Source organism: Nocardia sp. NPDC047648, assembly GCF_040642815.1.
GTDB classification, from domain to species: Bacteria; Actinomycetota; Actinomycetes; order Mycobacteriales; family Mycobacteriaceae; genus Nocardia; species Nocardia gamkensis.
The window spans coordinates 1-14,487 of record NZ_JBEYSX010000004.1 but is presented as its reverse complement, the minus strand read 5'-3'; the positions used below and the strand labels follow the sequence as shown (position 1 = coordinate 14,487).

Sequence of the window (14,487 nt, the reverse complement as noted above, 5' to 3'; positions counted from 1 at the left end):
CGGAAAGGCGCCGGACAGGCCGGGTTCTACCCCGGAACCAGCGTGTGCCCGTTCGCCACCAGTTTCGCCGTTTCCGCCGAAATCCAGCCGGTCCAACCGTAACCTCGCTTCCGGAACACCACGCAAGCGCTCCCCGACCACACCCGGAGGGGACGCGCACCTATCCGAGCGTGGCGCCTGCGTCTCCAGGTTGAGTTCTCACATCAAATCAGGCAAAAAATGTTCATTTGAACTATCTGTCCAACGGGCCGGGCTTGTTACATGGGCTCGACCGTGCCCAGAACCCACCGACCGGCTCCGCCGGGACCTTCTTTGCGAATCACCGGATCAATCTACCGTCGCCTCCGGCACCCGACCAACCATCGCTGATAGCCGTTGGCCATTACCGCAGGCAAACGCGCCGCACGGGTTTGCCAGAAGGATGTTGCGGTTCTCACAGAGGGTCACCGATGCGCCAGTCCGGCACTTTCGCGCCGAGCGAGGGCAGGCGCCTAGGGCAGCCGCCGTCATAGCGGGGGGCGGCCGCGGACCGGCCGCCGCCGCTAATCCCGCCGCACCCCGGCGGACCCACGGACCCGCGCCGGGTCGTAGAGGTGGGATTCGGCGCACGAGACGGTCGGCGTGAGCGCGCGGCCCACCAGGATCACCGCTGCCTGCCGTAGTCCGGCGGCCTCGACCTGGTCGGCGATGTCGGCCAGGGTGCCGCGCAACACCAGTTGCTCGGGTTGGCTGGCGCGGTAGACGACGGCGGCCGGGCAGTCCGATCCGTAGTCGGCGGCCAGTTCGGCGGCCAGGGGTCGGATGCGGGTGATGGCCAAGTGCAGCGCGAGCGTGGCGCCGGTCGCGGCGAAGTTCGCCAGCGCTTCGGACTCGGGCATCGCGGTGGAGCGGGCCTGGGTACGGGTCAGCACCACGGACTGCACCAGTTCCGGCACCGTCAGCTCCGCGCCGAGCACCGCCGCCGCGGCGGCATAGGCGGGCACGCCCGGCGTGACATCCCACGGCACCCCGTGCGCGTCGAGCCTGCGGGTCTGCTCGGTCAGCGCCGAGTACAGCGACGGGTCACCCGAGCACAGACGAGCCACGTCCTGACCCGCACGGTCCGCGCGCACCAGACGCTCCACGATCTGGTCGAGATCCAGGTGCTGGGTATCGACCAGCTCGGCGTCCGGCGCGCAGTACGCCAGCACCCCGGGATCGAGATAGGTCCCCGCGTACAGGCACACCGGCGACGCGCGCAGCAACTCGACCGCGCGCACCGTCAGCAGATCGGCCGCGCCCGGCCCGGCCCCGATGAAGTGCACGGTCATGCGCGCGAGTGTATTGACCGCCACCCACCGCCCACCCGGCACCCAGGATGCAGTGCTGGCCGCTCAGGCGGTGGCGTCGAAGTGGGCGATCACCTTGTCGGGCCGCAGGCGGACGACGAGTTCGCCGGGGACACCGTTGCGCTTGCCGAACTCCTCGGCGCGGTCGGCGCCCATGTAGCGGCCGCCGATCTCCGTCGCGGTGCGCAGCAGTTCGTCCGGGTCCTCCGAGAGCGTGACCGTGCCCCGCAACTGGACAGACGCGTAGGGCGGCTCCTCCAGGTCCACGCACACCGAGACGCGCCCGTCCCTGGCGAACGCCTTGCCCTTCGCGGTGGACCTGCCGGTGTTGAAGACCAACTCGTCCCCGTCGATGACGAACCACACCGGCGTCACCATCGGACTGCCGTCGGCGGCCACGAACGCCACCTTGCCGGTACGGGTGCCATGGGACAGGAAGTCGCGCACTGCGGGATCGGAGAGAGAGGCCATCCGCTCACCCTAGGTCGCGGCCGATCACCGAGCACGCGACGAATCGCCGGGACGGACACATTCCCGAGCGCGATCGGGCACAGCGCCGCCCGACTCGGGTTCGCGGCCGTTCACCATAGGCGCCGACGGCTCACGGCCGCGTTTCCCACGACGGTCGCATCGCGCACCCGGTCGCGCGTGCGGGTCTGTCGTAGTTCGCGAGGGGCAGCGCCCGCAGACCGCCCGGATCACCAAGCCGAGGACCGCCCGCTCGGAACGCGTGCTGCCGGGATGACACCGCCGAAGGCGATCGGACCGCGCGTCACAACATGCCGCGCTCACGTGCCCGCGCCACCGCGGAGGTGCGCGAACGCACGCCCAATTTCCCGTAGATGTGCACCAAGTGGGATTTGACGGTGGTCTCGCTGAGGAACAGCTGTTTGGCGATCTCGCGGTTCGACCGGCCGTCGGAGACCAGCCGCAACACCTCGATCTCCCGCCTGCTCAACGTGGTGTCCGCGCGGCGCACCCTGGTCATCAGCTTGGAGGCGACCGCGGGGGAGAGCACGCTGTCCCCCGCCGCGGCCGAACGGACCGCGGAGAGCAGTTCGGCGGGCGGCGTGTCTTTGAGGATGTAGCCGCACGCGCCCGCCTCGATGGCGCCGAGGATGTCGGCATCGGTGTCGTAGTTGGTGACCACGAGCACATTCGGCGGAGTCGCTATGGCCCGCAGTCGGGCGGTCGCCTCGACGCCCGACCGGCCGGACCCGAAGCTCAGGTCCATCAGCACGAGATCAACCGGAGTGATCGTGCAGAACGCGACGGCCGCCTCCGCCGTGGCCGCCTCCGCCACGACGGTGATGTCGTCGGCGACGTCCAGCAGCGCGCGCAATCCGGCGCGGACGATCGCGTGGTCGTCAGCGAGCAGCAGGCGGATCACTCGCGGCCCTCCGCGCCCGGCACGTCGGCCGCACTCTCGCCGGACGGGGGCGGTTCGTCCGCACCAGGACTCGCCGCAGACTCCGGGCCGCCCGAATGCGGACCCGGCATCGGGCCGCGCTCTTGTGACTCCTGGGCTCGTGTGTCGGCGGAATCCGCCGCCGCTTCGAGCGGAAAGGACACCGTGACCGCCGTGTGCCCTGGCTCGGTCTCGACAGCCATCACACCGCCCTGCTCATGTACCCGCGACCGCATGGCGGCCAGGCCGAACGATCCCGACGGGCTTCGCTCGAGCAGTTCCGGAGCGATGCCGACACCGTCGTCGACTATGTCGAGATGGATGGCGTCGTCGGCATAGGTGAGCGTCACGCGCATCCGGCTCGCCCCCGCGTGCCGCGTTACGTTCGAGACCGCGCCTTGCGCGATCCGGACCAACGCGGCCTCGATCGGCATGGGCAGTCGCTCCGGCGGCCCCTCCACCACGAACCGGGTGTCCAGGCCGGGGGTCGCGGCGCGCAGGGTGATCCGCTCCAGAGCCTGGGCCAGGGACTGCCCCTCCAGCGCGGCGGGAGCCAGCTCGGCGATCAGCCGCCTGGTCTCGGCGAGGTTCTCCGCGGCCGTCTCCCTGGCCAGCCGAACCCGTTGCAGCGCGGGGTGATCCGGCGCTTCCCGCTCGGCGGCGTGCAGCAGCAGTTGGATGGAACTCAACCCTTGCGCCACCGTGTCGTGGATCTCGGCAGCCAGCCGCTCGCGCTCGGCGAGCTTGCCCGCCATGCGTTCCCGCTCCGCCAGAATGGCTCTGGCGCTGAGTAATTCGTCGATCAGCCGCTGCCGCTCGGCCGCTTCGCGGAACAACGCCTGATAGCCGAGCCCGATGCCGACCGCGACGGCCGCTCCGATGACCGGCCCGATGACCCCGGCCACCGACCAGCCACGGTGCAGGCCGAAACCCACCACCGCCACGGCGGTTGCGGCGGCGACGGCGCAGAGATTCCATGGGCGCGCCAGCAGATGCAGATAGAGGAAGAACAAACCGAACGCGAGATAACCGGCGTCCGGCGCGAGCGCGACGAGCCCGAGCCACAGAACCGTCAGCGCGCCGAGCCACACCGGGATCGCGCGCTTCCTTCCGCCGAAGGCCGCACCTGCGAAGTAGGTCGCGAGGAATACCGCGGTAAGGGTCACGGTCGCGGCCGGGTGCGCGCCGCCGGGCAGTACCGCGCGCACCGCGACCACCGTTGCCAAGCCCGTCATCAGCGCGTGCAGACCGAGCCGCAGCGTCGTGAAAACCGGGGTCAGCGGTGACGAGTGCACGATGTCAGCTTATGTACGGCTACCGCCACGGCATCCATCGAAAGGCGGAAAACGACCGCCGCCTTTCGCTCGCTCGCGGTTCCTTCCCGTGCGCGATGGAAACGGGCCTGCGCGGCCGGAGAGTGGAGACATGTTCCTCGCACTCCGAGACCTTCGCGCCGCCCGGGGCAGATTCCTGCTGATCACACTCGTCGTCACGCTGGTGGCGCTGCTGGTGAGCTTCCTCGGCGGGCTCACGGCCGGGCTCGCGCACCAGAACGTCTCGGCCGTCGAGTCGCTGCCCGGGGACACCGTGGTCTTCGCCGACACCGGTGGCGCCCCCTCGTTCGACGGCTCCGTTCTGAACGAGGACCAGATCGAAACGTGGCGGGCCGCGGCGAGCGGAGTGACTCCGGTCGGCATAGCCCGGGCCAAGGCCGGAGGTGACGGCCGCCCGCAAGCGCAGATCGCACTCTTCGGTACGGAACCGGCCTTCGGCAATCGCTCGGCGATCGAAGCGGGCACGGTGGCGCTCAGTACCGGCGCCGCCGACGATCTCGATGCCGGCCCCGGCGAGTCCATCGCGATCGGCGGGCGAACCTTCACCGTGACGGCCGTGCGCGGCGACGACTGGTACAGCCACACTCCGGTGGTCTGGTCGACGCTCGCCGACTGGCGGACGCTCAACCCTCGTTCCGGCGCGGCCACCGTCCTCGCCGTGTCGGGGGCGACTGATCGGGAAGCGGTGAACGCCACCGCGCACACCCGCACCACCGACGTGCCGGGAGCACGCTCGGCGATCGGCTCCTACCAGGCCGAGAACGGCTCGCTCACCCTGATGACCGCCCTGCTGTTCGCCATCTCCGCCCTGGTGATCGGCTCCTTCTTCACGGTGTGGACGATCCAGCGGATGCCCGACATCGCCACCTTGAAGGCATTGGGAGCGACTTCGGGTGCGCTCGTCCGCGACGCCCTCGTCCAAGCCGCGATCGTGCTCGCCGCCGGTGTCGCGACCGGCCTCGGGCTCACCGTCGCCGCGGCGGCACTGCTCGGCGACGCGGTGCCGTTCGTGCTGAGCCCGGCCACGACGCTGCTCCCTGCGGCCGCCCTCGTCCTCCTCGGTCTGCTCGGCGCGGCGTTCGCCCTGCGCTTCCTGTTCACCGCCGACCCACTCACCGCGCTCGGCGCGGGCCGCTGAATCCCCAGACGCACGCCCCTCAACAGCGGTTCACTCGCCGTCGACGCGACCGGCCGCCCCACCGGAGTTCCGAGATGACACCCACACCCACCACCACGCTCACCCTTTCGGACGTAACGCTCACCTACCCCGACGGCACCGGCAGGCTCACCGCGCTGGACCGGGTGAACCTGCGGGTCAACGGCGGCGAGATCGCCGCCATCACCGGCCCGTCCGGCTCCGGCAAATCCAGCCTGCTGGCCGTGACCGCCACCCTGATCCGCCCGGACTCCGGGCGGATCGGACTCGAAACGCCCGAGGGCGCGGTCGATCTCGCCATGGTGAGCCGTCGCGAAGCGGCAACGCTGCGCCGTTCGTCGATCGGCATCGTCTTTCAACAGCCGAACCTCATCCCGGCGCTCACCGCCGTCGAGCAACTCGAGGCCATGGCGCATCTCGGGCAGCGAATCGTCACGTCGCGCCGCGACCGCCGCGCGACCCGCGACCGCGCGCTCGCGCTACTGGACTCCGTCGGACTGGCCGACCAGCGACACAAGCGCCCCGCACAACTGTCCGGCGGGCAACGGCAGCGGGTGAACATCGCGCGCGCCCTGATGAACGCCCCGTCCGTCCTGGTGATCGACGAACCCACCAGCGCGCTGGACTCCGAACGCGGCGCAGCCGTGATCGACCTGATCGTCGCGGTCGCGGGCGAACACGCCGCAGCCACCCTCTTGGTCACCCACGACCCCACCCACCTGCACCGGATGAGCGCCGTCTACCGCATGGCCGACGGACGACTCACCGCCGAATCCGCTCCGACCGGAACGCGGCACTCGCGCACCGACCGGGCTACCCGCACCTGACATTCCCGCCGCGGAAGCCATCGGGGCGCCCACCATTGGCAATTTCGTATGCAAGCGCATATCATCTGCACATGCTTACTAACTCTTCCGATCATCAGACCAGCGAACAGCCGTTTTCCGCGGGGACCGTGCTGATGCCTTGGCAAGCCGGGCCGCGACACGACACTGCGGGTCCGGTGTTCGTCAGCGTGACCGACTTCCTCGCCTCCTCCGAGGAGGACGTTCAGGAGATCTACAAGACAGGGATGCGACTGGGCCGGAACTGGCCTGTGATGCACGGCGCGGTCGGCCTGTGGCTGTGGGGCAGGCCCTCGGAGGCGCGCGGCGGCTCTATCTCGGTGTGGGAAACCGAGCAGGACATGCGGCGATTCGTGCGCTGGCCGGTGCACACCGACATCATGCGGAAATGGCGCGGCCGGGTCCGCGTCGCCACCGACTCGTGGCAAGCCCCCACGTTCGATGTGCGGGAGGTGTGGGCACGGGCAAGCGACACGATCGACTTGCGCCCGCACCCACAGGCCGGATGATCCGTACGGCGTCCGCGCGCCGGATGGGCGAGGAGACCGAGCGCTCGGGAGAAATACTCCGCCGCCGGTGCCCGGATCAGGGCGGCAGCACCCTGGCATCGGCTGGGATCATGCCGAGTTCTCGTATCCTCTCCAGCCGTGCCACCGCCCCATTGATGGCGTTGTCGTGGAGACCGGCGTCGCCGAGCGCCGCCCGGAAGCGGTCCATATCGACACCCTGAACCCCGCGCAGCACATCACCCTCGAGTCGCACGCCCTTCTGCGCCATGGCGAAGTCGGAATCGATATTGATCTCCAGCGGTCGAGTCGACAGGGGGAACGATCGACCGTGATCGATGGCGACCACTTCGAGCTGCCCGTCGCGTTCGACGGTGCGATAGTTGCCGGGATGGCGATCGAGCGCACCGATCACGTAGTCGAGCACCGCGACCTGCTGTTGCTGGACTTTCGGATAGTCGCCGACCGCCCGCGCGGGCTTGGACTCGACGAACTGCTGGATCATGCCCGGCCCGGAGGCCCTGCCGTCGGGTCCGATCACACCGTCCGTCCGAGCGGTCGGTGGCACCCTGCCGAAACCGAGTAGTTCGTCGACTCGATATGCCGCGACCTCGCGACTCGTCAACGCACCGGGAGCATGCACGAAAGGCAACCCCGCGTCGTACTGCTCACCATGGATCGGTTTGTAGATGTTCAATTCGCCGTCGTCGGAGCGCATCCTCCGTACTGTGGTGGAGCTTTTCGCTACGACTTCACTCATCTCGCCGTCGAACCCGACATCCGTGGTCAGCCGGCGTGCACGCATGGCGGATTCGGCCGCACCGGGCTGGTAATCCCACGTTCGCTGCCGAGCCGCCTGCACCGGATGCACCTGTGTCCGGGTGCGCGCTTCTTCCAGCAGATGCGACGATCGCTGGTCGGCATCCCGGAACTCGCGAGCACCGAGGTCCAGCGTGCTACTGGTGCGCCGATAGGTGCCCGCTGCCCTCCTCGACCCCAGATCGAGGGTTCGGGTCAGGCGTTGGGTGATGTTGCGAAGTAGAGGGGTGACACTGTTTCTCACCGCGAGGACGGCGCCGACGCGCCATCCGAACCCGATGCCGGGTTCGCGGACCACGGGGTACGACGGCCCGGCCGCCGCGCTTCCTCCGGGCTTTCGTCGACGACGCGGTAGTAACTCGTCGGCGGTGCCTCCAGCAACGCACGCAGGAAAGGCGCACCTTCGGTCGGCATTATCCGCGCGGGCGGGTCGAACACTCCGACACCGCGCTCATACAACCTTTCGGCGAACAAGCATCCGTCACCGTCGGTCACGCTGAGCGTCACACCGCCATCGGTGTCCAACCGGAATTCGGCTACGCGGCGTGGCCGCGCATAACCGACGTCATAAATCGCCACCGAACTCGGCGTGTACTCGGCCATGAACCCTCATCTTCACCTGCAAAGAGACGCCCGACAGCGGCACGATCTCCGACCCGAGCGGCATCTCGGGAGCGGACTTGACGTCTCATGGAAGCAACCTACTACCGGAGCAGGAGGAAGTCACTGCGAGTGGATCGCTCCGGTTCCAGATGCACCCCGGTTCCACCCGGGCGTGATGAGCGACTCCGGCGATGGCGCCGTGCCGTCGAGTGCGACCTGAGTGAGCTACAGCACGGCGATATGAAAGCTACCGACCCGCTATCGCCCAGCGATTGTTTATCCACAAGTTGATCCGCGCCGCCGACGCACTGGGGGTGCCGCGTAAGGAGTTGCTTCCAATCGAGCTTCGGTGCGTCAACGCTGCCGAGGAAGGCGGCGCGCAGCCGGGTTGCCGAGCCGGAGGAATGTACGTGCAGCGTCGGTCCCTCCGCTCACCCGTGACCCGGGAACTCACGGTGTGGCGGCGCGGCCGGGCGCCGACCGAGACCCTGCGCCGGGAGGTGCCGGGATTCGAGAGTGATCAGCGCGCACACCGCCATGATCTCGTCCGCACGGAATTCCACATGGTTCAGCGTGGGAGTGAGCACCGCGACCGCGCCGACGCGACGCACCACGGTGAGCAGCGCCGCGAGCGACGCGGGCGCGGTCGGGCCGGCGACCAGCGTGCGCGCCAGATCGAAACCCGACGCCTTCGCCAGCGCCCGGATCTCCATCTCGTGCCTGCGCGCGCGCCGCCCGGAGATGTCGCGGCGCAGATACCCGACCACTTTCGGCTTCATGTTCACCTCTCGTTCGATGGGAGCGCCCGCCGCCGGGGGCTTTCGCCACCGGACGCGGCTCACCGCGTCCGGAGTGCCGTGCCGACACGACATCGCCCCGGCGGCGCGCGCCCCTAGAGCCTCGAGGAACGCAGAGCGCACCGCGACGCTGTCAAGCGCGCGAGGCCGGGTGTGCGATATCTGCCGTTGCCTCTCGCCACCTGCGAACTTGTGCTTAAAGTTCGCTCATCACAGCGGATTTCGGGAACCGGGGGCCGGAAAGTGATCGATCACGAGATGGACGGCGTATGGACGACGCCGCGATTCCGCAAGTTGCTCGCCGAAGGGCAGCCCGGACAAGCTCTCGCCCTCGTCCGCAAGGAAATGGGACTCTCCCAAGCCGACTTCGGCGCCCTCCTGCACTGGGACCGCACCCACGCGGGGCGGGTGGAACGCGGAGAAGTGGGGACCATCTTCGACATTCGCGAATTGGTCCGCGCCGCCGACGCACTGGGTATCCCCCGCTCCGCGCTGCTGCCACTCTTGCTCGCGACACCCGATCCGGGGACCATCGACTACAGGGGCGGCGAAGGAGTCGATGACGTGGACCGCAGACAATTCGGCCTGGCAGCGACGATTACGGCGGTGGCGGGCGTCTCCATGCCGCCGACCGGGGCGGCTGAACCGATTCGAGTCGGCACCGGCCATGTCACCTATATACGTGTGCTCACGCAACGGCTGTGGGAGCACGACAACCATCACGGAGGCGGCGGGGCATTCGACTACGCATCGCGGCAATACGCCTCCGTGCGGCGGTTACTCGACTCCAAGTCATACGGCCACCGCACGGGAGCCGAATTACTGAGTGCCACGGGATGGCTGTCGAATACCGTCGCCTGGCTGGCTCGCGACAGTAATCACCCGGGAACTGCTCGGCGGCACCTGACGGAATCGGTTCTGCTGGCCGAACAGTGCGGCGACAACGCCTTGTTGGCCGCCGCCCTCGGAGACCTCGCGAATCTGGCCGCCTCCTCCCCCGCCTCGTTCGCCGAGCCCGTGCGCCTTGCCCGGCGCTCGACCGAACTCGTCAACAACATACCGTCGGCTCGCATGAACGCCCTGAAGGCCGCTGAGGAGGCAACCGCGTACGCGGCCGTCGGTGACCAACAGGAATTCGACCGCGCGATGGCGCGAGTCTGGCGTGAAGCCGATCGCGGTCTCGACAGCCCGGACGACCCGGCGTGGTTGGAGCACGTCAACGAGGCCGAACTGCGCGCTCACGAGGCGCGCGGACTCCGCATGCTCGGACACCACGCGCGAGCGGCCGAGCTGTGCCGGAACAGCGTCGCCCACAAGAGCAGTTTCCCGCGCGACGAAGCGTCGTACCGCACCTATTACGCCGCCGCCCTCGCAGGCCTCGGCGACACCACCTCCGCGATCACCGAAGCCGACACCGCCCTCACCCTGCTGGAAGGCCCGGTCAACTCACCACGCCTCCTGACCGAACTACACCCCGTCCGCACAGCCGCCGACCACGCACACAGCGACGACGCCGAACACTTCCGCCTTCGATTCGACACCCTCACCCGCACCGCATGACCCGAACACCCCGCACCGCGCATTCAAGCCAGCGCCGCAGCTCATAGCCTCGGGAACGCCGTGCCGATACAACATCACCCTGTCGATACGTGTAGTTCGAACCTCGAACTGCGAGGCACAACGCGCCGCTGTCAAGCACTCTGGTCCAACTGGGCGAAATCTGCTGTTGTTTCACATAATCCGCGCTGCGTTGCTTATATCTTGCGCACAGCGATCAATTCGGGCAGGGGGCCGGAAAGTGATCGATCACGAGATGGACGGCGTATGGACGACTCCGCGATTCCGCAAATTGCTCGCCGAAGGGCAGCCCGGACAAGCCCTCGCCCTCGTCCGCAAAGAAATGGGACTCTCCCAAGCCGACTTCGGCGCCCTCCTGCACTGGGACCGCACCCACGCGGGGCGGGTGGAACGCGGAGAAGTGGGGACCATCTTCGACATTCGCGAATTGGTCCGCGCCGCCGACGCACTGGGGGTGCCGCGTAAGGCGCTGCTTCCAATCTTGCTGGGACCGGTTGATCCGAGGACCATCGAAGACGGGGGTAAAGGAGCCGACGACATGGACCGCAGACAATTCGGCCTGGCAGCGACGATCACTACGATGGCCGCCAGCGCCCCGGCACCTTCCGTGTCACTCCAGGTCGGGTCCGGCCATGTGAGTTACTTCCAGACGCTGACTCGACGCATGTGGAATCACGACAATCACTTCGGTGGCGGGGACATCGCCGAGTTCGCCCTCCGTCAATACGGTTTGGCTCGTCGCCTGCTCGACCACGGCGTGTATGGCCGAAACACCGGCCTCCGCTTGTTGACCGAGACGAGCCGCCTTGCGCGCTGCGCTGGTTGGCTCTGCCTGGACGCTGGGCGAACCACTGTCGCGCGGCGGTGCTACATCGAAGCGGTGTTGATGGCCGAGCAGGCCGACAACGACGAACTGCTCGCCAACGCGCTGGCCAGCTTGACGTTTCTGACCACCGAGAGACCGGCCAGCCGAGAACCGGTGCGCCTGGCGCAGCGTGCCAGCCATCTGGCTCGTCGCATTCCGTCGGCTCGGCTGAACGCGGTCCGCTCCGCCCGCGAAGCCGTGGCGCACGCGGCAATCGGGGAACGACAGGATTTCGAGCAGGCGATGACTCGTGCCTGGCGTGAGGTCGATCGCGGACTCGACGATGTCGACGAGCCGGTCTGGCTGCATCACGTCACACCGACCGAAATCAGATCGATCGAGGCACGCGGCCGCGTCTATTTGGGACAGCACGACCGGGCAGTCGGCACCTACCGCGACACGATCGGTGACGGCGGCACCCAGCGTCCGCGCGACGAAGCGTCCTACCGGACCTACTATGCCGCCGCCCTCGCCGGCCTCGGCGACACCACCTCCGCGATCACCGAAGCCCACACCGCCCTCACCCTGCTGGAAGGCCCGGTCAACTCACCACGCCTCCTGACCGAACTACGCCCCGTCCGCACAGCCGCCAACCACACACACAGCGACGACGCCGAACACTTCCGCCTTCGATTCGACACCCTCACCCGCACCGCATGACCCGAACACCCCGCACCGCGCATTCAAGCCAGCACCGCAGCTCACAGCCTCGGGAACGCCGTGCCGATAGGGACTGTCTGATCTTCGGCGGATCTGAACATTGAGGCTATTGCTACCCTGGTATGCGAAGCCGCCCCATTGCGGTAGGGTTGGAAGTGAGCCACGGGATTACTCGCCGGAGACGAGGTCCGTGGCTCGCGTCGTTTCAGAGCACGTGAATGTCGATCTGGCCGCCGAGCGCGTCGAGGTAGGCGGAGTTCCCGACGCGGTGCTGCACGATCGCGCCGCACACGATGTCGGGCACCGAAAGGACCGGTTATACGCGGCCGCGCTGGTGTTCGATCCGCATGTTGGCCTCTAGGAGGCGACGGGCGCGGAACTTCTGCAGGATGTCGAGGTCACTTCGGTCCAGACTGCCGCGTGACTCGAAGGTGACGTTCACACACGACAGGTGCGTCAGGTGCGGAAACAGATGCTCAAGGCATTTGCGGCGGTGTCGGCGGTCAGCGGAGCTCCGATCGGTGTGCACCACGACGATGCTGCACATCGGTAGTTGAGCGACGACACCCACAAGCTCTTGGCGCCGCTCGTCGCTGCTGCCTTGCCAGTGCACCTTCTTCTCGCTGGGCAGCAGCAACCCATCCATCGTCTTACGGATGACCGGCACGTCTTCGCTTTCGATGAGCGCGGCCGCGACGATGTACGTCCCAGGGTCACGGTGCGGCTGCGACCCGCCCCCCACCACCACGCTGTCAGCATGGAACCGGAGTGTAGAAGCGCACCGCGACAACCGAATTCGACGCAACTGCCTTCTCTGAGCGAAAAGTTCTCCTTGCCGAAGATATCCGGCCACACATCACTGGAAATCAGGCATGGCGGACCACCTGCAAGCAGATTTGGGCACCTGGCGGTCAGCTCGCCGCCGTGCCCGAACCTGCGTTGCTCGATTCTCCGTTCTGTGCACAAGGGCTGCGATTGCGCCGAAGCAGTGCCCTGAGCCCGACCGCGATACCGGCGGCTCCGCCGACCCCACCGAGGACGACCGGCCCGACCACCAGGTACAACACCAGCGCTACCGCAGCCAGGAGCACCGGAACGACCGTGACCCCAGCGATGTATCCGACGGTCTTCCAGCGCCAATGTCCGCTGGACATCAGCAACACCAGGAGTCATGGTCGCCCGACGCTCCGGCATCTCGGGTCCCCTACTGGCCGACCAGACTCACTGTGAGAGATTGCAATTCGGATGGAACCGATCGACTACCCGGTACGTCCAACTATTCGGAACCATCCTGTGGGGGGATGAGAGGGCAGAGAATTTGACGCACGACCCTTCCGCCACAACCACGTTCACCGTGGTGCCTGAACACGTCTCCGATGCCGGGCGCTATGTGCAGCAGACCGCACAAGCACTGATCAGCGGCTTGCATTCGGCCGGCGCCGAAGTCGACGGACTCATGTCGAGTTGGCGCGGCGCGGCGGCTACCGCCTACGCGGTCGCCTGGGACGAGACGCACACCGCCGCACTTGGTGTGTTCGAAGCGCTGGCCGACATGGCCGACTTGCTGGGCGTGGTGGTGGATCGCAGTGCGGCCGCCGACACCGCCGCCGCCGACCGATACAGCTCATTGAGCTTGCCGCCGATCTGACAACCGACCCGAATCTACTGAAGGCAACGACTTGTGACCGAGTATCGAGTAGACCTGGCCCACTTGGAAGCCGTGACCGCCCGCATGGAGGGGCTGAACGGGTTCGTTGAGGACTCGTTGCGCGAGATCGATGAGCGTGTTGCGACCGTGCAGGGCAATTGGAGCGGCGAGGCGGCCGACGCACACGCGACGGCTCACGCAGAGTGGACCGCTGCCGCCGCGAAGATTCGTGACGGGCTGGCAAAGATGAAAGCTGCTGCCGTGTCCGCACGTAAGGAGTACGAAGATGCCGTAGCGGCCAACCTCGCCATACTCGGCCGGGGTGGCAGCGGTGGCGTCGGGGCCGCGCAGTGACCGTGCTGGACGTGTCGGTGCCGGTCTACTACGACACCGCACAAATGCTCGCCGATGTCGCGTCGCGATTCTGGATGTCGATTGACGGCGAGTGGCCGAATATGGCGAAGGCGACGAATATGGCGGGCTCGTATTCGGATGCGAAAAAATGGGGTGAGTCCTATGACAATCGGGCCGCTGCCATTCTGAGCATGGTGTCGAAAATCGCCACCGCCGCGCACGACTACGCCACGATATTGCAGACCGTCGGATACAACCACGAGGTTGCCGAGCACAAAGCGACGATGGGTGAGACAGCGCCGCCGCCCGTCCATCCTGCGCCGTTCATGCCTCCGGTGGTGGTGTGCCGCATCCCGTTGCCCTCGGCCGGCGGTCCCGGAAACGGGTTGGTGGACGAGGGAATCGGGCTCGCCGAGATGATCGGCATCATCGTGCCGGACGGCAACGCCACGACCATCTCCAACGCGGCCGATACGTGGGCACGAACCGCAGCCTCCGACGCGGTGGCATCGTTCCCGGCCGCTCTGGAAGCCGCCGCAATCGCGTTCGACTCACTCACCGCGCCCGAAGTCGCGTTCATCGATGA

16 protein-coding genes and 1 pseudogene are annotated in these 14,487 nt (G+C 67.6%); 8 read left to right on the top strand and 9 right to left on the bottom strand.

All coding sequences use genetic code 11. The features are described from left to right. Positions 1-542: 542 nt before the first annotated feature. From cobM to ABZ803_RS11260, 4 genes are all read right to left on the bottom strand, one after another. Positions 543-1,310 carry a precorrin-4 C(11)-methyltransferase gene (cobM, locus tag ABZ803_RS11275; RefSeq protein WP_357035508.1) on the bottom strand — a complete coding sequence of 256 codons (768 nt, stop codon included), beginning with the start codon at positions 1,308-1,310 and terminating at the stop codon, positions 543-545. A 63-nt stretch (positions 1,311-1,373) separates the two neighbouring features. Next, entirely contained in the window at positions 1,374-1,799 is a 426-nt protein-coding gene (locus ABZ803_RS11270; RefSeq protein WP_040870050.1) for a PPOX class F420-dependent oxidoreductase, read from the bottom strand. A 301-nt stretch (positions 1,800-2,100) separates the two neighbouring features. Continuing rightward, positions 2,101-2,718, bottom strand: a complete 618-nt coding sequence (locus ABZ803_RS11265) for a response regulator transcription factor (protein WP_357035504.1) — start codon at positions 2,716-2,718, stop codon at positions 2,101-2,103. Continuing rightward, positions 2,715-4,031, bottom strand: coding sequence for a sensor histidine kinase (locus ABZ803_RS11260; RefSeq protein ID WP_357035501.1), 1,317 nt, complete (start codon positions 4,029-4,031; stop codon positions 2,715-2,717). Before ABZ803_RS11260 ends, ABZ803_RS11265 begins: the two co-directional genes overlap by 4 nt. A gap of 130 nt (positions 4,032-4,161) precedes the next feature. Here ABZ803_RS11260 and ABZ803_RS11255 point away from each other — a divergent pair, with 130 nt between their 5' ends. From ABZ803_RS11255 to ABZ803_RS11245, 3 genes are all read left to right on the top strand, one after another. Next, a complete protein-coding gene (locus ABZ803_RS11255; RefSeq protein ID WP_357035497.1) occupies positions 4,162-5,208 on the top strand; it encodes an ABC transporter permease in 1,047 nt (348 codons plus the stop codon). A 74-nt stretch (positions 5,209-5,282) separates the two neighbouring features. Beyond that, positions 5,283-6,053: an ATP-binding cassette domain-containing protein gene (locus ABZ803_RS11250; protein WP_357035494.1), complete on the top strand. Its 771-nt coding sequence runs from the start codon at positions 5,283-5,285 to the stop codon at positions 6,051-6,053. A 71-nt stretch (positions 6,054-6,124) separates the two neighbouring features. Then, entirely contained in the window at positions 6,125-6,580 is a 456-nt protein-coding gene (locus ABZ803_RS11245) for a hypothetical protein (RefSeq protein WP_357035491.1), read from the top strand. Positions 6,581-6,656: 76 nt separating this feature from the next. Here the strand turns inward: ABZ803_RS11245 and ABZ803_RS11240 are convergent, their stop codons facing one another. The 3 genes from ABZ803_RS11240 to ABZ803_RS11230 form a co-directional block, all read right to left on the bottom strand. After that, positions 6,657-7,640 carry a hypothetical protein gene (locus ABZ803_RS11240; protein WP_357035488.1) on the bottom strand — a complete coding sequence of 328 codons (984 nt, stop codon included), beginning with the start codon at positions 7,638-7,640 and terminating at the stop codon, positions 6,657-6,659. After that, on the bottom strand, positions 7,637-7,999 hold the full coding sequence (locus ABZ803_RS11235; protein ID WP_357035485.1) for a hypothetical protein: 363 nt from the start codon (positions 7,997-7,999) through the stop codon (positions 7,637-7,639). Before ABZ803_RS11235 ends, ABZ803_RS11240 begins: the two co-directional genes overlap by 4 nt. Before the next feature lie 431 nt (positions 8,000-8,430). Then, on the bottom strand, positions 8,431-8,778 hold the full coding sequence (locus ABZ803_RS11230) for a hypothetical protein (protein ID WP_357035482.1): 348 nt from the start codon (positions 8,776-8,778) through the stop codon (positions 8,431-8,433). A 276-nt stretch (positions 8,779-9,054) separates the two neighbouring features. On the opposite strand from ABZ803_RS11230, the gene ABZ803_RS11225 reads away from it, so the two are divergent. Then, the gene (locus tag ABZ803_RS11225) at positions 9,055-10,356 is read left to right on the top strand and encodes a helix-turn-helix transcriptional regulator (RefSeq protein ID WP_357035479.1); all 1,302 of its coding nucleotides are present in this window, start codon (positions 9,055-9,057) and stop codon (positions 10,354-10,356) included. Between the two features lie 166 nt (positions 10,357-10,522). After that, a complete protein-coding gene (locus tag ABZ803_RS11220; protein WP_357035476.1) occupies positions 10,523-11,899 on the top strand; it encodes a helix-turn-helix transcriptional regulator in 1,377 nt (458 codons plus the stop codon). Between the two features lie 316 nt (positions 11,900-12,215). On the opposite strand, the gene ABZ803_RS11215 is transcribed toward ABZ803_RS11220, so the two are convergent. Both ABZ803_RS11215 and ABZ803_RS11210 read right to left on the bottom strand, forming a co-directional pair. After that, a complete protein-coding gene (locus tag ABZ803_RS11215) occupies positions 12,216-12,647 on the bottom strand; it encodes a hypothetical protein (protein WP_357035473.1) in 432 nt (143 codons plus the stop codon). A gap of 163 nt (positions 12,648-12,810) precedes the next feature. Continuing rightward, positions 12,811-13,053: a hypothetical protein gene (locus tag ABZ803_RS11210; protein ID WP_357035470.1), complete on the bottom strand. Its 243-nt coding sequence runs from the start codon at positions 13,051-13,053 to the stop codon at positions 12,811-12,813. A gap of 203 nt (positions 13,054-13,256) precedes the next feature. Between ABZ803_RS11210 and ABZ803_RS11205 the strand changes: the two genes are divergently transcribed. The 3 genes and pseudogenes from ABZ803_RS11205 to ABZ803_RS11195 form a co-directional block, all read left to right on the top strand. Then, positions 13,257-13,547, top strand: a complete 291-nt coding sequence (locus ABZ803_RS11205; protein WP_357035467.1) for a WXG100 family type VII secretion target — start codon at positions 13,257-13,259, stop codon at positions 13,545-13,547. A gap of 33 nt (positions 13,548-13,580) precedes the next feature. Then, positions 13,581-13,901: a WXG100 family type VII secretion target gene (locus ABZ803_RS11200; protein ID WP_357035464.1), complete on the top strand. Its 321-nt coding sequence runs from the start codon at positions 13,581-13,583 to the stop codon at positions 13,899-13,901. Further along, positions 13,898-14,487, top strand: a pseudogene (locus ABZ803_RS11195) (hypothetical protein); the annotation flags it as partial. The gene ABZ803_RS11200 and the pseudogene ABZ803_RS11195, both read left to right, overlap by 4 nt.

Coding starts and splice junctions, on each gene's coding strand:
- ABZ803_RS11230 (WP_357035482.1), bottom strand. CDS start 8,778: ATGAAGCCGAAAGTGGTCGGGTATCTGCGCCGCGACATCTCCGGGCGG.
- ABZ803_RS11210 (WP_357035470.1), bottom strand. CDS start 13,053: ATGTCCAGCGGACATTGGCGCTGGAAGACCGTCGGATACATCGCTGGG.
- ABZ803_RS11250 (WP_357035494.1), top strand. CDS start 5,283: ATGACACCCACACCCACCACCACGCTCACCCTTTCGGACGTAACGCTC.
- ABZ803_RS11225 (WP_357035479.1), top strand. CDS start 9,055: ATGGACGGCGTATGGACGACGCCGCGATTCCGCAAGTTGCTCGCCGAA.
- ABZ803_RS11245 (WP_357035491.1), top strand. CDS start 6,125: ATGCTTACTAACTCTTCCGATCATCAGACCAGCGAACAGCCGTTTTCC.
- ABZ803_RS11255 (WP_357035497.1), top strand. CDS start 4,162: ATGTTCCTCGCACTCCGAGACCTTCGCGCCGCCCGGGGCAGATTCCTG.
- ABZ803_RS11235 (WP_357035485.1), bottom strand. CDS start 7,999: ATGGCCGAGTACACGCCGAGTTCGGTGGCGATTTATGACGTCGGTTAT.
- cobM (WP_357035508.1), bottom strand. CDS start 1,310: ATGACCGTGCACTTCATCGGGGCCGGGCCGGGCGCGGCCGATCTGCTG.
- ABZ803_RS11270 (WP_040870050.1), bottom strand. CDS start 1,799: ATGGCCTCTCTCTCCGATCCCGCAGTGCGCGACTTCCTGTCCCATGGC.